Annotated in this window: 20 protein-coding genes and 1 pseudogene; 12 read left to right on the forward strand and 9 right to left on the reverse strand. The window is 73.2% G+C overall.

Translation table 11 applies throughout. The annotated features are described in order from the left end of the window. Positions 1 to 26 precede the first annotated feature (26 nt). The gene (locus tag AQJ11_RS42605) at positions 27 to 581 is read left to right on the forward strand and encodes a hypothetical protein (RefSeq protein WP_014673142.1); all 555 of its coding nucleotides are present in this window, start codon (positions 27 to 29) and stop codon (positions 579 to 581) included. A gap of 7 nt (positions 582 to 588) precedes the next feature. On the opposite strand, the gene AQJ11_RS42610 is transcribed toward AQJ11_RS42605, so the two are convergent. From AQJ11_RS42610 to AQJ11_RS42630, 5 genes are all read right to left on the reverse strand, one after another. After that, positions 589 to 963: a roadblock/LC7 domain-containing protein gene (locus AQJ11_RS42610; protein ID WP_014673141.1), complete on the reverse strand. Its 375-nt coding sequence runs from the start codon at positions 961 to 963 to the stop codon at positions 589 to 591. 10 nt (positions 964 to 973) lie between these two features. Further along, on the reverse strand, positions 974 to 1,453 hold the full coding sequence (locus AQJ11_RS42615) for a roadblock/LC7 domain-containing protein (protein WP_014673140.1): 480 nt from the start codon (positions 1,451 to 1,453) through the stop codon (positions 974 to 976). 31 nt (positions 1,454 to 1,484) lie between these two features. Next, positions 1,485 to 2,351, reverse strand: a complete 867-nt coding sequence (locus AQJ11_RS42620) for a hypothetical protein (RefSeq protein WP_059267045.1) — start codon at positions 2,349 to 2,351, stop codon at positions 1,485 to 1,487. Beyond that, on the reverse strand, positions 2,348 to 2,731 hold the full coding sequence (locus AQJ11_RS42625) for a hypothetical protein (protein WP_014673138.1): 384 nt from the start codon (positions 2,729 to 2,731) through the stop codon (positions 2,348 to 2,350). Before AQJ11_RS42625 ends, AQJ11_RS42620 begins: the two co-directional genes overlap by 4 nt. 149 nt (positions 2,732 to 2,880) lie before the next feature. After that, positions 2,881 to 4,284 (reverse strand): type III PLP-dependent enzyme domain-containing protein, encoded by a 1,404-nt coding sequence (locus tag AQJ11_RS42630; RefSeq protein ID WP_059267046.1) that lies wholly within the window; start codon positions 4,282 to 4,284, stop codon positions 2,881 to 2,883. A gap of 140 nt (positions 4,285 to 4,424) precedes the next feature. Between AQJ11_RS42630 and hutU the strand changes: the two genes are divergently transcribed. From hutU to hutI, 4 genes are read left to right on the forward strand one after another with little or no spacing between them, the layout of a single operon-like run. Further along, complete coding sequence (gene hutU, locus AQJ11_RS42635; protein ID WP_014673136.1) at positions 4,425 to 6,089, forward strand: urocanate hydratase; 1,665 nt, start codon at positions 4,425 to 4,427, stop codon at positions 6,087 to 6,089. Then, entirely contained in the window at positions 6,086 to 7,369 is a 1,284-nt protein-coding gene (locus AQJ11_RS42640) for an allantoate amidohydrolase (RefSeq protein WP_059267047.1), read from the forward strand. Before hutU ends, AQJ11_RS42640 begins: the two co-directional genes overlap by 4 nt. Beyond that, on the forward strand, positions 7,366 to 8,703 hold the full coding sequence (locus AQJ11_RS42645; protein ID WP_059267048.1) for a formimidoylglutamate deiminase: 1,338 nt from the start codon (positions 7,366 to 7,368) through the stop codon (positions 8,701 to 8,703). The genes AQJ11_RS42640 and AQJ11_RS42645 overlap by 4 nt, the downstream gene beginning before the upstream one ends. 29 nt (positions 8,704 to 8,732) lie before the next feature. Beyond that, positions 8,733 to 9,908 (forward strand): imidazolonepropionase, encoded by a 1,176-nt coding sequence (gene hutI, locus AQJ11_RS42650; RefSeq protein WP_059267049.1) that lies wholly within the window; start codon positions 8,733 to 8,735, stop codon positions 9,906 to 9,908. A 13-nt stretch (positions 9,909 to 9,921) separates the two neighbouring features. Here hutI and AQJ11_RS42655 read toward each other — a convergent pair whose 3' ends face one another. Continuing rightward, positions 9,922 to 11,454 (reverse strand): RICIN domain-containing protein, encoded by a 1,533-nt coding sequence (locus AQJ11_RS42655; RefSeq protein ID WP_059267050.1) that lies wholly within the window; start codon positions 11,452 to 11,454, stop codon positions 9,922 to 9,924. 227 nt (positions 11,455 to 11,681) lie between these two features. Continuing rightward, positions 11,682 to 12,578, reverse strand: coding sequence for an RNA polymerase sigma factor SigF (locus tag AQJ11_RS42660; protein WP_014673131.1), 897 nt, complete (start codon positions 12,576 to 12,578; stop codon positions 11,682 to 11,684). A gap of 246 nt (positions 12,579 to 12,824) precedes the next feature. Between AQJ11_RS42660 and AQJ11_RS42665 the strand changes: the two genes are divergently transcribed. The 3 genes and pseudogenes from AQJ11_RS42665 to AQJ11_RS42675 all read left to right on the forward strand — a co-directional run. Further along, positions 12,825 to 13,202: an STAS domain-containing protein gene (locus AQJ11_RS42665; RefSeq protein ID WP_014673130.1), complete on the forward strand. Its 378-nt coding sequence runs from the start codon at positions 12,825 to 12,827 to the stop codon at positions 13,200 to 13,202. 433 nt (positions 13,203 to 13,635) lie between these two features. Further along, positions 13,636 to 14,214, forward strand: coding sequence for an ATP-binding protein (locus AQJ11_RS42670; protein WP_014673129.1), 579 nt, complete (start codon positions 13,636 to 13,638; stop codon positions 14,212 to 14,214). 299 nt (positions 14,215 to 14,513) lie between these two features. Beyond that, positions 14,514 to 14,960 (forward strand): annotated as a pseudogene (locus AQJ11_RS42675) (hypothetical protein); the annotation flags it as partial. A 91-nt stretch (positions 14,961 to 15,051) separates the two neighbouring features. On the opposite strand, the gene AQJ11_RS42680 reads toward AQJ11_RS42675, so the two are convergent. After that, positions 15,052 to 16,557: a peptide MFS transporter gene (locus AQJ11_RS42680; protein WP_059267051.1), complete on the reverse strand. Its 1,506-nt coding sequence runs from the start codon at positions 16,555 to 16,557 to the stop codon at positions 15,052 to 15,054. A gap of 491 nt (positions 16,558 to 17,048) precedes the next feature. On the opposite strand from AQJ11_RS42680, the gene AQJ11_RS42685 reads away from it, so the two are divergent. Next, positions 17,049 to 17,726: a response regulator transcription factor gene (locus AQJ11_RS42685; RefSeq protein WP_030653180.1), complete on the forward strand. Its 678-nt coding sequence runs from the start codon at positions 17,049 to 17,051 to the stop codon at positions 17,724 to 17,726. Positions 17,727 to 17,760: 34 nt separating this feature from the next. Continuing rightward, on the forward strand, positions 17,761 to 19,032 hold the full coding sequence (locus tag AQJ11_RS42690) for an ATP-binding protein (RefSeq protein WP_014673125.1): 1,272 nt from the start codon (positions 17,761 to 17,763) through the stop codon (positions 19,030 to 19,032). Between the two features lie 25 nt (positions 19,033 to 19,057). Here AQJ11_RS42690 and AQJ11_RS42695 read toward each other — a convergent pair whose 3' ends face one another. Next, positions 19,058 to 19,570, reverse strand: coding sequence for a GtrA family protein (locus AQJ11_RS42695; protein WP_059267052.1), 513 nt, complete (start codon positions 19,568 to 19,570; stop codon positions 19,058 to 19,060). A 182-nt stretch (positions 19,571 to 19,752) separates the two neighbouring features. On the opposite strand from AQJ11_RS42695, the gene AQJ11_RS42700 reads away from it, so the two are divergent. Both AQJ11_RS42700 and purE read left to right on the forward strand, forming a co-directional pair. Beyond that, a complete protein-coding gene (locus AQJ11_RS42700) occupies positions 19,753 to 20,892 on the forward strand; it encodes a 5-(carboxyamino)imidazole ribonucleotide synthase (protein ID WP_059267053.1) in 1,140 nt (379 codons plus the stop codon). Continuing rightward, complete coding sequence (gene purE / locus AQJ11_RS42705; RefSeq protein WP_079082684.1) at positions 20,889 to 21,413, forward strand: 5-(carboxyamino)imidazole ribonucleotide mutase; 525 nt, start codon at positions 20,889 to 20,891, stop codon at positions 21,411 to 21,413. Before AQJ11_RS42700 ends, purE begins: the two co-directional genes overlap by 4 nt. Positions 21,414 to 21,417: the final 4 nt, after the last annotated feature.

Consider the following 21,417-nt stretch of genomic DNA (forward strand, 5'->3'; position numbering starts at 1 on the left):
GACGCGGAGGACAGGGACTGGCTCGGGTGGCCGTCGTCGTACGGGCCGGGGCCGCACCGATGTGGTGGCTCGGGGTGGTCGCCGCAGGGATCGGGGCCGTGCCGGAGGGGGTGACCGGGCGCCGGATCGGCGTGCTGGCGGGGGCGGCGCTGTTCCTCGTCGGCGCGGCCGTCGTGGCACTCGTCCGGCGGGGCCGGTACACCGCCCTCTCCCGCGAAGCGGTCCGCGCGGGCAAGTACGACGTGCTCCAGGACCGGGCGGTGACCGTGCGCGCCTGGCGCCGGGGCCACCGCTGGTGGCTGCTGCTGGGCTGGGCGGTCGCGCTCGGGTCCGCCTTCGCCGTGCCCGCGGCCGGCGGCATGCTGCTGGCCGGGCTCGGCACCGGGCTGCGGCTGAAGGCCGCGTGGCTCGGGCGGCTGGAGCGGGCCCGGGAGACGCTGCTGTGGGTGCGCGTCGACTGGCTCGACCGGCGCGGCGGGCGCCCGGCGGGCAAGGCCGTCAAGGGCCTGCGCGGTACGGGCGTCGCGGCCGGCGACGCGGCCCCGGGCGGGGCCCGCCGCCGTACCGCCGCACTGGTCTGAGCCGCCGTCAGACCTCCAGCTCCTCCTCGATCCGCTTGAGCTGGTGCCGGGCCATCGCCAGGTTGGCCCGGCCGGAGTCGAGGACCAGGTACAGGAACAGCCCGTTGCCGCCGCGGCTGCTGAGCAGGCGGATCAGGTGGTACTGGTCGGAGAGGGTGATCAGGATGTCCTCGATGCCGCCCTTGAGGCCGAGCATCTCCATCGTGCGCATCTTGGCGCGGATGACGTCGGTGTTGCCGGCGGCGGCCACGTTCAGGTCGAAGGTCTTGCTGCCGCCCATCGTGCCCAGCGCCATCCCGCTGGTGTAGTCGACGAGCGCGACACCGGTGGCGCCCTCTATGGAGGTGAGGGCTTCCTTCAGCGCGGTTTCGGTGTTGGCCATGGTGGTCCTTTCAGCTGTCGGTTGCGGTGCGCGCCTCGGCGGCGGTGGTGCGGGGCGCGCGGGGGGTGCGGGTCCGTGCGGGGGTGGTCCTCGGGAGCGGGCGTACGGCCTCGGCGGCGTCCAGCAGCTCCCCGATGCGGGCGCCGGCCCGGCGCCCCTCCAGGTGCAGCCGGCCGACGTTGACCCGGTCCTGCGCGAGCAGGGTCAGGACGGCGGTGCGGCCGGCCGCGTAGGTGGCGATGTAGCCGCGCTCGCCGCGCACCAGCAGCTCCCGGAAGCCGCCGTGCCCGGTGGCGTCCGTGACCCGCACGGCGACGCCGAGCGCGGCGGCGGTGAGCGCGGCCAGGCCCTCCGGGTCGACCCCGGGGGTGTCGTGGGCGACGACGAGTCCGTCGACGCCGGCCGCGAGGGCGCCGGTGAGCTGCGGTACCCGGGTGCGCAGCCGCAGCAGCTCCTCCAGGACGGTCCGCAGGTCCTCTTCGGCCACCATCAGGTCTCTCCTCTCGGCGGGGCGGTGCCGTTCAAAGCGCCTCCAGCGCATCCCTGAGCCTCTTCAGCAGCGCGATGTCGGGGTCGGTGGTGACCTGGTAGGGCGGCGGTGGTGGCGGGGCGGGGGCCGTGGGCGCGGGTGCGATCTCCCCGGCCGCCGTCAGCCGGCGCACGTCGACCAGCGTGTGGAACGCCTGCCGGCCCAGGTTCCGGGCGATGTCGGCGGCCGTGCGGACGCCGTCCACGCGGTCCAGGACGGCCCGCTGCCGGGGTGTCACCGGGGTGGCGGGGGCGGCCCGGGCGGCCCGGATGCCCGGCGTGGTGGGCCCGGCCGGGTTCGCCGGGGCGCGGCCGGTGGCCGGGTCCGCCCGGATCAGCGGGGCGGTGTCGGCGGCCGGGTCGGGCCACAGCCGGTGCAGCAGCAGCCGGCGGCGCAATGTCTCGCGCTCCAGCGCGACCACCGGCACCGAGGGCAGCGGGCCGAGCCGGGGCGTGGAGTCGTACCGGAACCGTCCCGGCGTGCTGCTCGGCGCCAGCGCGAAGTACCCGGCGTCGTACAGCGCGTCCAGATGGCACAGTTCCAGCGCACCGGTGGGCAGCACCCCGGAGCGCAGCAGGAGTTCGGCCGCGAGCAGGGGTCCCGTGGTCCGTGCCGCCGCCTGCTGCCAGGCGGTGGCCGCGAGGGTGCCGTGGGCCGTGAGGAGCACGTCGAGGCCGGGGGCGAGGGGGCTCTCGGCGTGCACCACCCGGCCCTCGGCGAGGTGCAGGACGCCGTGTTCGCGGACCAGGACGCCGGTGGCCCGCTCCTCGGCGAGCCGGGTGAGCATCGGGGACAGGGCGCGCCCGGCCCCCTTGTCCCGGACCGGGAGGGCCGGCGGCGGGGTGCTGACCACGGTCATCCCAGCACCAGCCGGGCGGCCATCTCACCGAGCCGGATCCGGGCGAGCGCGAGGTTGCCCTCCTCGCGGCCGAGCCACAGGTGCAGGAACACGCTGCTGTCGAAGGACGTGTCCACGAAGCGCAGCAGGTGGTAGCTGTCCCCGTTGCTGATGATCACGTCCTCCACGGGGGGCAGGTCGTCGCCGCCCGCCGCGAAGGTGCCGTGCTCGGCGGCCATCCGGGCGAGTTCGGCGGCCTCGGCGGCGGTCGTCTCGTGGTCGCCGCCGGGCGCCTCCCCGACCGCGCCGAGGGCCAGTCCGCTCGTCCAGTCCACCAGGGCGGCTCCCCGGGCACCGGGCAACCGCATCGCTTCCAGCAGGCACTCGTCGATTCCGGGCACCGTGGCTCCCCTCCCGCCTGGGACTCCGGTTGAGTGACGCCGACACTACGCAACGTGTGTGCGGGAGGTGAGGCCTTTGGCATTTTCCGTTGGAACATGCGCCGGGCGTACTAGTGTGGGTCAACTGACCTGTGGGACACGGGAGTTGATCACCGCGGCGCGGGGCGCCCGCCGGTGGCGCCCGGCAGGCCGGTCAGCGCGGACGCGTGCGCCCCTCCCGACTCCGCCACCACCTCCGCGACGGTCTGCGGCTCCCGTACGGTGGCGAAGGCGACGCCCCCCTCGCCGTCCGGCGCGTAGCCGTGGATGCCCGGCCGGGCGAGGGAGTTGTACGCGTAGTGGTGGGCGAAGTAGTACGCGCCCGTGTCCAGCGCCGCCGCGTAGTCGCCCTGCTCCAGCAGTGGCAGCGCGCGTCCCTCGGCGAGCAGGTCGCCCGAGAAGCAGGCCGGCCCGGCCACGTCCTGCACCACCTCCGGCCCCGCCTTCGGCCGCCCCCCGGCGTCGTACGCGGCGATCCGCAGCGGCCACGCCCCGGGCACGTACACCGTCCGCGTCGCCACCTGCACGCCCGCGTGCGTCACCGCGATCCGCCGCCCGCCCGCGCTCTTGGCGTACTCCACCCGGGCCACCACCGTCCCGTACTTGGCCAGCAGCGACCGCCCGAACTCGGTCACCAGCCCGTACCGCCCGTCGAACAGCCCCGGCACCTGCTCGGCGAGCAGCCGCGCGTAGGCGGCGTACGACGGTGCCGTCTCCTCCGACGCGAGGTTCACCGGCAGGCCGCCGCCGATGTCGACCGTGTCGACCTGCCGCCGCCCGACGACCGCGTTGATCTCCTCCGCGAGCGCGTACACCTCCGCCACGCCCCGCGCCAGCAGCGGCAGCGGGATGCCCTGCGAGCCGGTGTGCGCGTGCAGCCGGGTCAGCCACGGCCGCTCCGCGTACGCCCGGACGACCCAGTCGCGCGCCCCCGCGTCCCGCAGCGCCACCCCGAACTTCGAGGTCCGCGTCGCCGTGGAGGTCGCCCCGATGGTGCCGCCGCCGATCTGCGGGTTGACCCGGAGCCCGAGCGGGGACCGGGTGGGCGCGGCGCGCACGAGGGCGTCGAGCCGGTCCAGCTCCTGCGGGTTGTCCGCGTTCACCGCGATGCCCAGGGCCAGCGCCTCGCGCAACTCGGCCGGGGTCTTGGCCGGCGAGTCCAGCACCGTCCGGGCGGGCGGCACCCCGGCCGTCCGGGCCAGCGCGAGCTCGCCGGGGCTCGCCACCTCCGCGCCGATGCCCGCCTCGTGCAGCAGCCGCACCACCGGCACCAGCGGGGTCGCCTTCACCGCGAAGGCGTGCAGCACCGGTGTGCCGGGCGGCACGACCGCGTCGAACGCCGCCCGCAGCGCCGCCGCCGACTCCCGGATGCCGACGACGTCCAGCAGGCCCACCACGGCCGCGTCCGGACCCAGCAGCCCCCGCTCGACGGCGGCCCGCACGGCCCGGTCCCGGCGGGCCGCCCGCCCCCGTGCCTCGTTCCCGATGTCCCCGACCGTCTCGATCTCCGCCACGGCTTCTCCGTCCTACTCCCGGCTACCGGTGCTTCCAGCCAAACACCCGCCGCGCGCGGACGGGGCCGTCCCGGCGTATTGACTAGCTCTATTCAGACCTACAGGATGTGAATAGACGTAGGCACAGGAGGAGGCAGACGATGTCGGGACCCCGCCCCGTACGAGCACCGCGCGGCACGGAACTGAACGCCCTGGGCTGGCAGCAGGAAGCCGCCCTGCGCATGCTCCAGAACAATCTCGACCCCGAGGTCGCCGAGCACCCCGACAAGCTCGTCGTCTACGGCGGCACCGGCAAGGCCGCCCGTGACTGGCGCTCCTTCGACGCCATGGTCCGCACCCTGAAGACCCTCAAGCAGGACGAGACCATGCTGGTCCAGTCCGGCCGCCCGGTCGGCGTGATGCAGACCCACGAGTGGGCCCCGCGCGTCCTCATCGCCAACTCCAACCTGGTCGGCGACTGGGCCAACTGGGAGGAGTTCCGCCGCCTGGAGGCCCTCGGCCTGACCATGTACGGCCAGATGACCGCCGGCTCCTGGATCTACATCGGCACCCAGGGCATCCTCCAGGGCACCTACGAGACCTTCGCCGCCGTCGCCGCGAAGAAGTTCGGCGGCACCCTGGCCGGCACCATCACCCTGACCGCCGGCCTCGGCGGCATGGGCGGCGCCCAGCCGCTCGCCGTGACCATGAACGACGGCGTCGCGATCTGCGTCGACTGCGACCCGCGCGCCATCGAGCGCCGCATCGAGCACCGCTACCTGGACGTCAAGGCCGACTCCCTGGACCACGCGCTCCAACTGGCCGTGGAGGCCCGGGACGCGCGCCGCCCGCTGTCCATCGGCGTCCTCGGCAACGCGGCCGAACTGGTCCCGCAGCTCCTCGCGATGAACGCCCCCATCGACATCGTCACCGACCAGACCTCCGCCCACGACCCGCTGGCGTACCTCCCGGTGGGCGTGGCCTTCGAGGACATGGCCGCCGAGGCGGCCAAGGACCCGGCCGGCTTCACCACCCGCGCGCGTGAGTCCATGGCGAAGCACGTGGAGGCCATGGTCGGCTTCATGGACGCCGGCGCCGAGGTCTTCGACTACGGCAACTCCATCCGGGGCGAGGCCCAGCTCGCCGGCTACGACCGGGCGTTCGCCTTCCCCGGCTTCGTCCCCGCCTACATCCGCCCGCTGTTCTGCGAGGGCAAGGGCCCCTTCCGCTGGGCGGCCCTGTCCGGCGACCCGGCCGACATCGCCAAGACCGACAAGGCGATCCTGGAGCTGTTCCCCGAGAACGAGTCCCTCGCCCGCTGGATCAAGATGGCCGGCGAGCGCGTCCACTTCCAGGGCCTGCCCGCCCGCATCTGCTGGCTCGGCTACGGCGAGCGGGACAAGGCCGGCGAGCGGTTCAACGACATGGTGGCGAGCGGTGAGCTGGCCGCGCCGCTGGCCATCGGCCGTGACCACCTCGACTGCGGGTCCGTCGCCTCGCCGTACCGGGAGACCGAGGCCATGCTCGACGGGTCCGACGCGATCGCCGACTGGCCGCTGCTGAACGCGATGGTCAACGTCGCCTCGGGCGCCTCCTGGGTGTCCATCCACCACGGTGGCGGCGTGGGCATGGGGCGGTCCATCCACGCCGGTCAGGTCACCGTGGCCGACGGTACGAAGCTGGGCGGCGAGAAGATCCGGCGCGTCCTCACCAACGACCCCGGGATGGGCGTCATCCGGCACGTGGACGCGGGCTACGACATCGCCGAGTCGGTCGCGGCCGAGCGGGGGGTCCGGGTGCCCATGCGTGAGGGTGACGAGGCGTGACGGTGGGCGAGGGCAGGCACGGCGACTCGCTCGCCCAGCGGAACGACCGCCGCCGGCCCGGGACCTCCTTCCAGGAGATGTGGCGCGAGCTGCTCCCCGTTGGCCGGCACCCCGACTCCGGCGGTTACCGGCGCTACGCCTGGACCGGGGCGGACGCCGAGTGCCGGGCCTGGTTCCGGCAGCAGGCCGAGGACCGCGGGCTGGCCTACGAGGTCGACCGGAACGGGAACCAGTGGGCCTGGCTGGGGGACCCGGCCGCCGGGGACGCCGTCGTCACCGGGTCGCACCTGGACTCCGTGCCCGACGGCGGGGCCTTCGACGGGCCCCTCGGGGTCGTGTCGTCCTTCGCCGCGCTGGACGAACTGCGCGGCCGGGACGTCGAGTTCGCCAAGCCGCTCGCCATCGTCAACTTCGGGGACGAGGAGGGCGCCCGGTTCGGGCTCGCCTGCGTCGGCTCCCGGCTCACCGCCGGGCAGCTCACCGCCGAGCAGGCCCACCGGCTCACCGACGGGGACGGGACCACCCTGCCCCGGGCCATGGAGGCGGCCGGGTACGACCCCGACGCCATCGGGCCCGACCCCGAGCGGCTGGCCCGGATCGGCGCCTTCGTGGAGCTGCACGTCGAACAGGGCCGCGCGCTGGACCTGTCCGGCGACCCGGTCGGCGTCGCCAGCGCCATCTGGCCGCACGGGCGGTGGCGGTTCGACTTCCGGGGCGAGGCCAACCACGCCGGCACCACCCGGCTGGTGGACCGCCGCGACCCCATGCTGTCGTACGCCGAGACCGTGCTCGCCGCCCGCCGCGAGGCCGAACTCGCCGGTGCCGTGGCCACCTTCGGGAAGATCGCCGTCGAGCCCAACGGGGTGAACGCGATCCCGTCCCTCGTACGCGGGTGGCTCGACTCCCGGGCCGCCGACCAGGACACCCTGGACACGGTGGTGGGCGGCATCGAGAAGGCGGCCCGGGAGTACGCCGACGCCCACGGCGTCGACCTCGACGTCGTCCGGGAGTCCTTCACCCCGGTCGTGGAGTTCGACCACGCCCTGCGGGACGAACTCGGCCGCATCCTGGGCGAGGACACCGGCCTGAAGGTGCCCGTCCTCGGGACCGGTGCGGGACACGACGCCGGCATCCTCTCCGGGAGCATCCCGACCGCCATGCTGTTCGTACGCAACCCCACCGGTGTCTCGCACTCCCCGGCCGAGTCCGCCGCCGAGGACGACTGCCTGGCCGGGGTGCGCGCACTCGCCGACGTACTGGAAGGACTGGTCCGCAGGTGACCAAGGGGACCTACTGGCTGGAGCACGCCTGGCTCGGCACCTACGTCGAGCCCGGGGTCACCGTGGAGGTGGCGGACGGGCGGTTCGCTGCCGTCCGCACCGGGACGCCCACGCCGCCGCCCGGCGCCGAGGTGCTGCGCGGGCTCACCCTGCCCGGGCTCGCCAACGCCCACAGCCACGCCTTCCACCGGGCGCTGCGCGGCACCGTCCAGGTCGGCTCCGGGACCTTCTGGACCTGGCGCGAGGTGATGTACTCCGTCGCCGAACGGCTGACCCCGGAGACCTACCACGCCCTGGCCCGCGCGGTGTACGCCGAGATGGCCCTCGCCGGCATCACCTGTGCCGGCGAGTTCCACTACGTGCACCACGCCCCCGGCGGCACCCCCTACGCCGACCCCAACGCCATGGGGGAGGCGCTGATCGCCGCCGCCGCCGAGGCCGGTATCCGGATCACCCTCCTCGACACCTGCTACCTCTCCGCCGGCTTCGGCGAGCCGCCCACCGCACACCAGCAGCGGTTCTCCGACGGCAGCGCGGAGGCCTGGGCCGAACGCTGTTCAGTTCTCAAGGAACGGGACCACGCGCGGATCGGGGCGGCGATCCACTCCGTACGGGCCGTGCCCGCCGGGCAGTTGGCGACCGTGGCACGCTGGGCCGAGGAGCGGCGGGCCCCGCTGCACGTGCACCTGTCGGAGCAGACCGCCGAGAACGACGCCTGCCTCGCCGCGCACGGCCGCACGCCCACCCGGCTGCTCGCCGACCACGGCGTCCTCGGGCCGCGGACCACCGGGGTGCACAACACCCACCTCACCGACGAGGACATCACCCTGCTCGGCGACTCGGGCACCGGCACCTGCATGTGCCCCACGACCGAGCGGGACCTGGCCGACGGCATCGGCCCGGCCGTCGCCCTCCAGCGGGCCGGCTCCCCGCTCTCCCTCGGCTCCGACAGCCACGCCGTCGTCGACCTGCTCGAAGAGGCGCGCGCCATGGAGCTGAACGAGCGGCTGCGCAGCCGCACCCGGGGCCACTGGACGGCCGCCGCCCTGCTGCGGGCCGCCACCGCCGACGGCCACGCCGCCCTCGGCTGGGACGACGCCGGCGCCATCGAGCCCGGCGCGCTCGCCGACCTGACGACGATCGCCCTGGACTCGGTCAGGACGGCCGGGACACTGCCCAGGCTGGGCGCCGAGACGGCCGTATTCGCGGCGAGCGCGGCGGACGTACGGCACACGGTCGTGGGCGGCCGGCACGTCGTACGCGACGGCGTGCACACGCTCGTACCCCATGTGCCGCAGGCGCTGGCCGCCGCCGTCGAAGCCCTGCGCGGCTGAGCAACGCCGACCCCCACGAGGACGACACCATGAGCAGCAGCACCGTCATCACCAACATCGCCACGCTGGTCACCAACGACCCCTCCCTCGGTGACGGCTCCCCCCTCGGTCTGGTCCAGGACGCGGCCGTCGTCATCGACGGCGACCGTGTCGTGTGGACCGGTGAGTCAAGCAAAGCACCCGCCACTGACAACCGGGTCGACGCGGGCGGCCGGGCGGTGCTGCCGGGCTTCGTGGACTCCCACTCCCACCTGGTCTTCGCGGGCGACCGGACGCAGGAGTTCAACGCCCGCATGTCCGGCCGCTCCTACACGGCCGGCGGCATCCGCACCACGGTCGCGGCCACCCGCGCCGCGAGCGACGCGGAACTGGAGGCGAACCTCACCCGTTACCTCGACGAGGCCCTCCGCCAGGGCACGACCACCTTCGAGACCAAGTCGGGCTACGGCCTCACCGTCGAGGACGAGTCCCGCGCCCTGCGCCTCGCGGCGCGGCACACCGACGAGGTGACCTACCTCGGCGCGCACATCGTCTCCCCGGACTACGCCGACGACCCGGCCGCCTACGTCGCCCTGGTCACCGGCGAGATGCTGGACGCCTGCGCGCCGCACGCCCGCTGGATCGACGTCTTCTGCGAGAAGGGCGCCTTCGACGGCGACCAGGCCCGCGCCGTCCTCACGGCCGGCAAGGCGAAGGGCCTGCACCCGCGCATCCACGCCAACCAGCTCTCCCACGGCCCCGGCGTCCAGCTGGCCGTCGAACTGGACGCGGCCAGCGCCGACCACTGCACCCACCTCACGGACGCGGACGTGGACGCCCTGGCCAACAGCGCGACGGTCGCCACCCTGCTCCCCGGCGCCGAGTTCTCCACCCGCGCCGAGTGGCCGGACGCCCGCCGGCTGCTGGACGCGGGCGTGACGGTCGCCCTGTCCACCGACTGCAACCCCGGCTCGTCCTTCACCTCCTCCCTCCCCTTCTGCATCGCCCTGGCCGTCCGCGACATGCGGATGACCCCGGACGAGGCGGTCTGGTCGGCCACGGCGGGCGGCGCGGCGGCCCTGCGCCGCACGGACATCGGCCGCCTCACCCCCGGCGCCCTGGCCGACCTGACCCTCCTGGACGCCCCCAGCCACGTGCACCTGGCCTACCGCCCGGGCGTACCCCTGGTCAGCGGCGTGTGGCGGCGCGGGGTCCGGGTGGTGTGAGCGCGGCGGACGCTCACCGTGCCCCCGCCCGCCACCGCTGCCCCCGCCCGCCGGACAGGGCGCGCAGGGACACGCCGTCGCCTTCGTCCGGGGTCACCGCCGTGCCGGTGGCGACGGCCGGGCGGATCGTGCCGTCGGGGCCGACGGTGAAGCGGAGGTTTACGCCGTTGCGGCCGTGGACCGAGTCGCACTCCCAGATGCCCACGCCCCGGTCGGCCGAGCCCCGGCTGTCCAGGCAGAAGTCGTCGTCGGCCGCCGAGCGGAGCACGCCCAGGGAGGCGTCGACGCTCCAGCGCTGGGTCGCGGAGGAGCCGCAGGGGGCCGTGACGACGTCGTTGCCCTTCGCCAGGTCGCCGTCTCGGACGTCCAGGCATCGGCCCGTGGCGAGGTTGACCACCTGGGCGTAGGCGGCGCCCGGCGGGGCGGGCGGGGGCGTCGGGCGGGGGGTCGCGCGGCGGGGCGGGGTGGGAGTCGGGCGGGGCGAAGTCGGGGTGGGGGACGAGGGCTTGGACGTGGGGGACGGGGAGTGGGAGGGGGACGGAGGCGGGGGGAGCGAGACCGTTGCCGTCACCGTCACCGGGGAGGGCGCGGGGGTCGTCGCCGGGCGGCGGTCGGTGGAGTGCGCGGGGCCGAACAGGAAGACCAGCAGCGGGGTCAACGCCACGCCCAGGGCCGCCGAGCCCAGCAGGACGCGTCCGCGGGGCGGCCGGCCCGGCGGGTCCGCCGTCGCGGGTGCGGCGGCGGGTCCGGGGCGCTCGTCCCGGCGCAGGTACGCCGTCCCGTGCCACGGCAGCAGGCCCTCGGCCAGGGTCTGCCGGGGCGCGTCCCGCAGCGCCCGCGACTCCTCGAACGCGGCCGTGCAGTGCGGGCAGCGCGCCATGTGGGTGTCCAGGTCGGCGCTGCGACGCGGGGCGTCCGGCCGTACCGCCTCCTCGATCAGCCGCCGGAAGTCCGCGCAGCGCGGGTCGTCGGAGGCGGCCAGCCGGTGCCGCAGGCAGGCCCGGGCCAGGGCGGTGAGGGCCCGCGGGGTGTCGTGGGGGACGTCCGCGCGGCCGAGGCCGAGGAAGGCGGCGGTGCGCTCCTCGGGTTCCGCGTCGAGGACGCCGTACCAGAGCAGTCCCTGGGCGCGGGACGGCAGTGACTGGAAGGCCGGGAGCAGGGGCGGGGTCGGGCCCCCGGGGCGGCCGGCCGTGGTCAGCACCAGCAGCAGGCCCGGGTCGACGCCCGCGGCGCGTTCGTCGCGCGCCCAGTCCGCCGCCAGCCGCACGGTGAGCAGCAGCAGCCGGTGGCGCAGGGGGAGGGGCGGTTCGACACCCCGGGCCGTCTCGCGGGCCGCCGTGGTGAACGTCTCCGCCGCCAGCCGGCGGGCCGCGGGCTCGCTCGTCGCGCACAGCCGGGCGTAGGCGAGGACCGCCGGGTGGTGGCGGCGGCGCAGCTCCCGCAACGCCGGGTAGGCCGTGGGCGCGTGGGAGCGCAGCAGTTCGGTCAGCCGTGCGTCCGGCGCGTTGTCGTGGTCCCCCGCCGTGGCGTGGCCCCGCTCAGCCATGCAACACCCTCCGTCCCGAGAAGGCCGCTGACATACCAGTCAGTTTGGGGACCCATAGTGGTGGACGGGGAAGGCGCCGGGCAGAGGTTTCCGTGAGGAACCGCATAACGGTTGGGTCGCTGGGCACCCGGCACCCCGGCGGGGTGGGTGACGGGACGGCGGAGCGGCCCGGCCGTCCGGCCGGGCCGCTCACCGCAGTGCGCGGAAGCGCGGGTTCCGCGCGGAGCTCACTCCTCCACGGTCAGCCCCTTGCGCAGCCGTACCAGCGTGCGCGACAGCAGCCGGGACACGTGCATCTGGGAGATGCCGAGTTCCTCGCCGATCTCCGACTGGGTCATGTTCGCCACGAACCGCAGGGAGAGGATCTTGCGGTCCCGGGGCGGGAGTTCGGCGATCAGGGGCTTGAGCGACTCGATGTACTCGATGCCTTCGAGCCCGTGGTCCTCGTATCCGATGCGGTCCGCGAGCGCGCCCTCGGACTCGTCCTCATCCGGCTGGGCGTCCAGCGACGCGGCGGTGTAGGCGTTCGAGGCGGCCATGCCCTCGACGACCTCGTCGGTGGAGATGCCCAGCCGCTCGGCCAGTTCCGCGACCGTGGGGGCGCGGTCCAGTTGCTGCGCCAGCTCGTCGCCGGCCTTGGCCAGGTCGAGCCGCAGCTCCTGGAGCCGGCGCGGGACGCGCACGGACCACGAGGTGTCACGGAAGAACCGCTTGATCTCGCCGATGATGGTCGGCATCGCGAAGGTGGGGAACTCGACGCCGCGGGAGAGCTCGAAGCGGTCGATCGCCTTGATCAGGCCGATGGTGCCGACCTGGATGATGTCCTCCATCGGCTCGCTGCGGGAGCGGAAGCGGGAGGCGGCGAACTTGACGAGCGCGAGGTTGAGCTCGACGAGGGTGTTGCGGACGTACGCGTGCTCGTGCGTCCCTTCCTCCAGCGACTCCAGGCGCTCGAAGAGGGTCTTGGACAGGGCCCGCGCGTCGACCGGGCCGATCTCGTCGTAGGGGGGGATCTCCGGGAGGCCCTCGAAGGGGTCGAGGGGGTCGATGGGATGATCCAGTTGTTCCGGTGGGGGTGTCGACGTCGCGATCGGGGTAGGCGATGCGTCGAGCCGGGGTGACATGGGTGTCCTCCATCGTTCTCGGCATATGGCTGCCGAAGCCAGTACGTGCACTGCGGTGTGCGGCGCCTCCGAAGCCGGCGTGTAGGGGTGTGTGTCCTTACTAGCCCTACCCGCTGCACCGAGCGAGTCGCAAGTGCGTTCTGTAGCTATATGTCCGTTTCTGTGCGGATGTTCGGGTGTCGGAGTGCGCATGGAAGGCGTAATGTTCGAGGGCATCAGCAGCCACGACCTCGGGAGAGAGACGGCATGGACCACGGGACGGTCGGCAGCGCACAGTCGGGCCGGCTTCTGGTGGAGGTGCGGGAAGAGGGCTCCAGCGCCGTTGTGACACCGGCGGGTGAGCTCGACCACCACACCGCCGATCTTTTGCGTGAGCCCCTCGACGACCTCTTGGCCAAGGGCTTCTCGCGGCTCGTAGTGGACTGCTCACGCCTGGAGTTCTGCGACTCCACGGGGTTGAACGTCCTGCTCGGCGCCCGCCTGAAGGCGGAGGCCGCCGGCGGCGGGGTCCATCTGGCCGGGATGCTGCCCGTGGTCGCCCGCGTGTTCGAGATCACCGGGGCCGAGGCGGTCTTCACCGTCCACGACTCCCTGGAGGCGGCCCTGGCCGACGGTGCCGACTGATCCGCCGCCCCGGTGTCCGGTCCGGTCCCTCGCGACTTCCCGTGGGCGTTACATGCATCACGTCCGAAACGGGGGGTGTTCCGTCGGATCGGTCGGGCAGGAGAGGGCAGAAGAAGGCGGGAGGCATTCCGCCGGCTGTCGGCCGTCCACCGCGCACCGGTGGTCGGAGGGCGCCCGGGACGGGGCGTGCGTCCGGCGGACGGGCGGGTATGGATTTCCTGGCCGGGCGGCGTGCGGACGGCCGCCGGGCGGTGTGCGGACGGCGCGCGGACGAGGACGTCCGGGTGGCGTGCGGACGACATCCCGACCGGACGGCGCCCAGGGTGCCGACGGTGCCGGGCCTTCGACAGGACCGACCGGCCCGAGACCGCCGGCCGGATCATTGACCGGACTTTTGAATCGTGAACTGGTGAATCGGTGAGGTGAAGCGCTGATGAGCACCACCCGGCCTTACTCGCCGGGCGACCGCGGCCCGGAGCCCAGCGGCGCTTCCGGGGTGTCCGAGGGAGCCGCGCCGACCGTCGGCGCGGCCACGGGGGCAGCCGCGCCGTCCGCGCCGTCCGGGCCGCCGGGCCCGGCCGACGGCGCCCCGCAGCCCCGGGGCCGGCAGGTCCGCAGGCTGCGCCTGGAAGGCGAGAGCGGGGTCGTCCCGCTCGCCCGCGACTTCACCCGCCAGGCGCTGTACGCGTGGGGCTGGCTGCCCGCCGCCACCGCCGACCAGCGGGCCGCCGCCGAGGACGTGCTGCTCGTGGTCTCCGAACTGGTCACCAACGCCTGCCTGCACGCCGAGGGCCCCGACGAACTGCTCCTCGCCTGCGACAACAAGGTGATCCGGCTGGAGGTCTCCGACCGGGGCACCGGCCAGCCGGCCCCGCGCACCCCGCACCGCGCCGGACGGCCCGGCGGGCACGGCATGTTCATCGTGCAGCGGCTGTGCCTGGACTGGGGCGTGGTCCGCGCCCCCGGCACGCCGGGCAAGACGGTCTGGGCGGAACTGGGCGCTCCCGCCTGAGCGCCGACGGAGGCCGCCCGGGACCACCCGGGACCACCCGAGTCCCCGCCTCCACTCCGACACCGCTTCGCGCACGCCGGGTCACCACCACTCCGGCGTGTGACGTGTCTTCCTTCCTCGCGACCCCGGGCGTACCTCGACGGCCGAATCTGATGCGCCGTCAGGAATGGATGGGGTGGGCCGACCGTGTCGTACCCGAAACTAACCGCCGCGCTCGCGTCCGCCGCGGCCCTGGCCGGCTCGGCGGTCCTGCCGGCCGCGCCGACGGCCCACGCCGACGTCGTCGACGTCAACTACCGCTGTCCATGGAGGTCGTGCCGGGCGGCGCCGACAAGGGCACGGTGCATGTGGAGGGGCTGACGAACGCGAACCCGGTCAAGTCCGGCGACCCGATCGGGATCCCCGACCTCACGGGCGCCTACCAGTCCGGCGCGAGCGGCACCTCGACGCTGTCCCCGGGCGTGCTGACGGTCAAGGCGCTCGGTACGACCACGACCTGCACGCCGGTGAGGACGGCGGTCTCGCCCACCCTGGACACGACAGAGCAGCCGGGCGGCGCGGCGGGCGGCACGTCGACGTCGGGCGGTTCCTCGGGTTCCGCCACGACCGACGGCGGCGACGGCGGCCTCGCCGAGACCGGCGCGAGCGACCACGGTGCCCTGAAGGCCCCGGGCCTGGTGGCGGGCACGGCGATCCTGCCGGGGGCGGCGGTGTTCACGGTGCTGCCGAGGCGCGGGACGCGATAACCCGCCCCGACGGCACTCGGCGATCCCCCGCACAGCGGAAGGGCCGCCGCACCCACCTGGGTGCGGCGGCCCTTCCGGCCAGGCACGACGGCTAGTTCACGTTGCCCATCAGCTTCTTCACCTTGCCGCGGTACATCCACACCGCGACGCCCGCGACCACGGCGAGCACGGCCTCCAGGGCGACGAAGCCCATCTTGTCGAGGTTGACGCCACCGACGGCCGGGTTCGACAGCAGGGCGGTGACGGAGTCGCCCGCGGTGACCGCGAGGAACCAGACGCCCATCATCTGCGAGGCGTACTTCTTCGGCGCCATCTTCGTCGTCACCGACAGACCCACCGGCGACAGCGTCAGCTCACCGACGGTCTGCGCGAAGTAGATCGCGACCAGCCACAGCGCCGCGGCCTTGTGACCGCCCTCGGCGATCGACAGCGGGGCGAGGAAGACGAAGAAGGACGCGCCGACCAGCACCAGACCGGAGGCGAACTTCACGATCGTGCTCGGCTCCTTGCCGCGCTTGTTCAGCCACAGCCACAGCCAGGCGAAGACCGGCGCGAGGGCCATGATCATGACCGGGTTGACCGACTGGTACCAGGAGACCGGGAACTCCCAGCCGAAGATGGTGTTGTCGGCGCTCTTCTCGGCGAACAGCGAGAGCGTGGAGCCGCCCTGGTCGTAGATCATCCAGAAGACGGCGGCGGCCACGAAGAACCAGATGTACGCGGACACCTTGGAGCGCTCGGCCGGCTCCAGGTCCTTGTCGCGCAGGATCCGGGAGATGACCAGGATCGGCACGATCAGGCCGATGAGCGTGAGCGGGATCAGCGCCCAGTTCAGGGTGAAGTGGCCGGTGCCGCCGACGACGCCGTAGAAGACCGCGGCGATGGCCAGCCAGATCAGGCCCTTGCGCAGGGTGGACGCCTTCTCGGCGGGCGTCAGCGGGGTCGGGACCTCGCTGCTCCGGGCGTCCAGGTGGCGACCGCCGAGCAGGTACTGGGCGAGACCCAGCGCCATGCCGAGCGCGGCCAGCGCGAAGCCCAGGTGCCAGTTGACGTTCTCGCCGACGGTGCCGATGACCAGCGGGGCGACGAAGGCACCGAGGTTGATGCCGATGTAGAAGAGCGTGAAGCCACCGTCCCGGCGCGGGTCCTGCGGGCCGTCGTAGAGGTGGCCGACCATCGTGGAGATGTTGGCCTTCAGCAGACCGGAGCCGATGGCGACGAGCACCAGGCCGACGAAGAAGCTCGCGGCGGCGGGCAGCGCCAGGCACAGGTGACCGAGCATGATGACCAGGCCCGCGACGGCCACCGTCTTGCGGGGACCGAGGACGCGGTCGGCGACCCAGCCGCCGGGCAGGGCGAGCAGGTACACGAGCGACAGGTACACGGCGTAGATCGCCGTCGCCGTGCCCGCGCTCAGGTGCAGGCCACCCGGGGCCACCAGGTACAGCGGGAGAAGGGCCCTCATGCCGTAGTAGGAGAAACGCTCCCACATCTCGGTCATGAAGAGAGTGGCCAGTCCGCGGGGGTGGCCGAAGAAGGTCTTCTCGGAACCGGGGGTGCCCGGTCGGACCGAGTCCTTCGTCAGGCTGGACGCCATGGTCGTTCCTTGCTGGTCGGGACGCGCGGTGGAGCGTTGCGCGCCCGGTGGGGGTGTCGGCCGGCACCGGCGGGGTCGGCCGTCCACCCCCACGCCCAGGGGGAGTCCGCCCCGGATCGCGGAGCGGCGGACGGCGACCACCGGGATCCACGCCCCTGACGCGTCACCGCGTCCGGAGCCCGGCCAGAGGTCATTCCTTTCAAGGCTGGTCTGGACCAGCCCGCACACAAAGAAGACCCTCAGCGTCATATGCCCGCCAAAGGTCCCCGGTGTACTACAGGCGTTCAGATCACCATACGGCAGGACACCGCCGGATATGGAAGGACTTGAGACACGGATCACAGGTGTCGCGGGAACCGCAGGCCCGGATCGAAGGTCTTTCTCTCGATCCCATCCCCAGGTCAATGGTTCGTACCAGCAGCATACGAAGGTAAGAGGCCGGGGTGGCGATCACGCCCCGGCACCGCACGCGGGCGGTCTACCATCACCTCATGACCCGTGTACTGCTCGCCGAGGACGACGCGTCCATCTCGGAGCCGCTGGCCCGCGCCCTGCGCCGGGAAGGTTACGAGGTCGAGGTGCGCGAGGACGGACCCGCCGCGCTCGACGCCGGAATGCAGGGCGGCGTGGACCTGGTCGTGCTGGACCTGGGCCTGCCCGGCATGGACGGCCTGGAGGTCGCCCGCCGGCTGCGCGCCGACGGTCACACCGTGCCGATCCTCATCCTGACCGCGCGGGCCGACGAGGTGGACACCGTCGTCGGCCTGGACGCGGGCGCCGACGACTACGTCACCAAGCCGTTCCGGCTCGCCGAACTGCTCGCCCGGGTGCGGGCCCTGCTCCGGCGCGGCGCCGCCGAACCGCAGCAGCCGCCGGCCACGCACGGGGTGCGGATCGACGTCGAGTCGCACCGCGCCTGGATGGGCGACGAGGAACTCCAGCTCACCGCCAAGGAGTTCGACCTGCTGCGGGTGCTGGTGCGGGACGCGGGCCGGGTGGTGACCCGGGACCAGCTGATGCGCGAGGTCTGGGACACCACGTGGTGGTCGTCCACCAAGACCCTGGACATGCACATCTCCTGGCTGCGCAAGAAGCTGGGCGACGACGCGGCGAACCCCCGGTACATCGCGACGGTGCGTGGCGTGGGCTTCCGGTTCGAGAAGAGCTGAGTCCGGGCCCAGCGAGCACCCCAGGTAACGGAGCATGCGCCGACGTCTCATCCAGTCCACCCTCGCCGTCGTCCTCGTGGTGATCGCGGTCTTCGGCGTGTCCCTGGTGATCGTCGAGACGCGGACGATCGGCAACAGCGCCCAGGAACGGGTCGAGTCCGAGGCGGTCCGGCTGGCCAGCATCGTGGACAGCCGCATCCTCGCCGCGGAGAACGTCAACGCGGACGTGCTGCGCAACCCGGTCAGCAAGGACCAGTACGCGGTCATCCGCATGCCCGGCAAGCCGCCCATCGAGATCGGCACCAAGCCCGAGGGCGACACCATCCACTACACGCAGCGCGGCGAGGAGGGCGAGACGGTCACCGTGCAGGAGCCCCGCTCCGCGGTGACCCGCGAGGTCGGCCGGACCCTGCTGATCATCGGGCTGGTCGCGCTGCTCGCCGTGGTGGCGGCGGTGCTGCTCGCCGTACGGCAGGCCAACCGGCTCGCCTCCCCGCTGACCGACCTCGCCGAGACCGCGGAACGCCTCGGCTCCGGCGACCCGCGCCCCCGGCACAAGCGGTACGGCGTCCCCGAGCTGGACCGGGTCGCCGATGTGCTGGACGCCTCCGCCGAGCGGATCGGGCGCATGCTGACGGCCGAGCGGCGCCTCGCGGCCGACGCCTCCCACCAGCTCCGCACCCCCCTGACCGCGCTGTCCATGCGGCTGGAGGAGATCACCCTCACCGACGACCCGGACACGGTGAAGGAGGAGGCGACCATCGCGCTGACGCAGGTCGAGCGGCTGACGGACGTCGTGCAGCGGCTGCTGACGAACTCAAGGGACCCGCGGACCGGCTCCGCCGTCACCTTCGACCTGGACGAGGTCATCCAGCAGCAGCTCGCCGAGTGGCGGCCCGCCTACCGCAGCGCCGGCCGGGCCATCGTCAGCTCCGGCAAGCGGCACCTCCAGGCGGTGGGCACCCCGGGCGCGGTCGCCCAGGTGCTGGCCGCGCTGATCGAGAACTCGCTCATGCACGGCGGCGGCACCGTCGCCCTGCGCACCCGGGTCACCGGCAACCAGGCCGTGATCGAGGTCACCGACGAGGGGCCGGGTGTGCCGGCCGACCTCGGCGCGCGGATCTTCGAGCGCACCATCAGCGGACGGAACTCCACGGGGATCGGCCTGGCCGTCGCCCGGGACCTCGCGGAGGCCGACGGCGGACGGCTGGAGCTGCTCCAGGCGCAGCCCCCGGTCTTCGGCCTGTTCCTCTCGCGCACACCCCCGGCACGCACCCCGGACGACGAGCAGCCGACGGTCCGCTAGCCGGTCCGTCAGCCGGTCCGCGCGCCTACGGCACGTGCTGCTTGGGCGTCCGCTTCGTGGGGTCCGCCGGGTCCCGCTCCAGAATCGATTCCGCGCTCACCGCGGTCTCGCGGGCGGGCAACGCCCGGAACACCCAGGAGCGGTACGACCAGAACCGGAAGAGGGTCGCGACGCCGATGCCGACGAACTTGAAGACGTTGCTCTGCAGCGGGCTGTCCCAGCCGAAGCCGTAGGTCGCCAGGTACAGCACGCCGTTCTCGATCACCAGGCCGATCGCGCTGAACAGCAGGAACAGCGTGAGTTCCTTGGTGCGCCCGCTCTTGTCGCGGTCCCGGTACGTCCAGTAACGGAAGCCGACGTAGTTGAAGACGATGGCCACGACGGTCGCGATGATGCTGGCCCGCACCACCGGCAGGTCGGAGACGTGCCGGACCAGGTTGAACACGCCGAGATTGACGAGGACGCCGGCACCGCCCACGGCACCGAACTTGACCACCTCGCGTACGAGCCGTTGCAGCCCCGAGGAACGAGGTTCCATGGCTGTGCAGCTCCCGTCGGTAGGTTTCCTCAACCCCGCCATGCTAGCCGGGCGGGGTCGCCGGTGCCCGTGGACCGGGCCACGCCGTGGAAACAGGTCGGAAAGAGGCGGGGAAGCACCGGGTAAGAGTCTGTGAGAGGGACGCGATCCGGCAGTCTCCGCGCGGCCGATACGCTAGGGGTGTGACGTTCCCGGTAGTCGGCATGGTCGGCGGGGGTCAGCTCGCGCGTATGACGCACGAGGCGGGCATCCCGCTGGGCATCAGGTTCAAGCTCCTCAGTGACACTCCTCAGGATTCCGCGGCGCAGGTCGTGAGCGACGTCGTCATCGGCGACTATCGCGACCTGGACACGCTCCGCGAGTTCGCGCGCGGCTGTGACGTGATCACCTTCGACCACGAGCACGTGCCCACCGAGCACCTGCGTGCCCTGGAGGCGGACGGCATCCCCGTGCGCCCGGGGCCGGACGCGCTCGTGCACGCCCAGGACAAGGGGGTGATGCGTGCGAAGCTCGACGCGATCGGCATCCCCTGCCCCCGGCACCGGATCGTGAGCGACCCGGAGGACGTGGTCCGGTTCGCCGAGGAGGGCGACGGCTTCCCGGTCGTCCTCAAGACGGTCCGCGGCGGCTACGACGGCAAGGGCGTGTGGGTCGTGGACAGCGCCGAGGAGGCGGCCGAGCCGTTCCGCGCCGGCGTGCCCGTCCTCGCCGAGGAGAAGGTCGACTACGTCCGTGAGCTGGCCGCCAACGTCGTACGCTCCCCGCACGGCCAGGCCGTCGCCTACCCGGTGGTGGAGTCGCAGCAGGTCAACGGCGTCTGCGACACGGTCATAGCCCCCGCGCCGGACCTGGCGGAGGACCTGGCGCTGCACGCCGAGCAGATGGCGCTGACCATCGCCAAGGAGCTCGGCGTCGTCGGGCACCTCGCCGTCGAGCTGTTCCAGACCCGCGACGGCCGCATCCTCGTCAACGAACTGGCGATGCGCCCGCACAACTCCGGCCACTGGAGCATGGACGGCGCGATCACCTCGCAGTTCGCCAACCACGTCCGCGCGGTCCTGGACCTGCCGCTGGGCGACCCGCGCCCGCGCGCCACGTGGACCGTGATGGTCAACGTCCTGGGTGGCGACTTCCCGGACATGTACTCCGCGTACTTGCACTGCATGGCCCGTGACCCCAAGCTCAAGATCCACATGTATGGCAAGGACGTGAAGCCCGGCCGCAAGGTCGGACACGTCAACACCTACGGCGACGACCTGGACGACGTGCTGGAGCGCGCCCGTCACGCAGCCGGCTACCTGAGAGGCACCATCACCGAATGAGCCCCGTTGTTGGCATCGTCATGGGGTCGGACTCCGACTGGCCCGTCATGGAAGCCGCCGCCAAGGCCCTGGACGAGTTCGAGATCGCCTACGAGGTCGACGTCGTCTCCGCGCACCGCATGCCCCGCGAGATGATCACGTACGGTGAGCAGGCCGCCGACCGCGGCCTGAAGGTGATCATCGCGGGTGCGGGCGGCGCCGCCCACCTGCCCGGCATGCTCGCCTCCGTGACCCCGCTGCCGGTCATCGGCGTGCCCGTGCCGCTGAAGTACCTGGACGGCATGGACTCCCTGCTCTCCATCGTGCAGATGCCGGCCGGTGTCCCCGTCGCCACGGTCTCCGTCGCCGGTGCCCGCAACGCCGGTCTCCTCGCCGCCCGCATCCTCGCCGCGCACGACGAGGACCTGCTGCACCGGATGCGCGACTTCCAGCAGGACCTCAACGACCAGGCCACCGAGAAGGGCAAGCGGCTGCGCTCCAAGGTCGAGGGCGCGGGCAGCGGCTTCGGCTTCGGGAAGTGACCGC

The organism is Streptomyces corchorusii (genome assembly GCF_001514055.1).
GTDB classification, from domain to species: Bacteria; Actinomycetota; Actinomycetes; order Streptomycetales; family Streptomycetaceae; genus Streptomyces; species Streptomyces olivaceoviridis.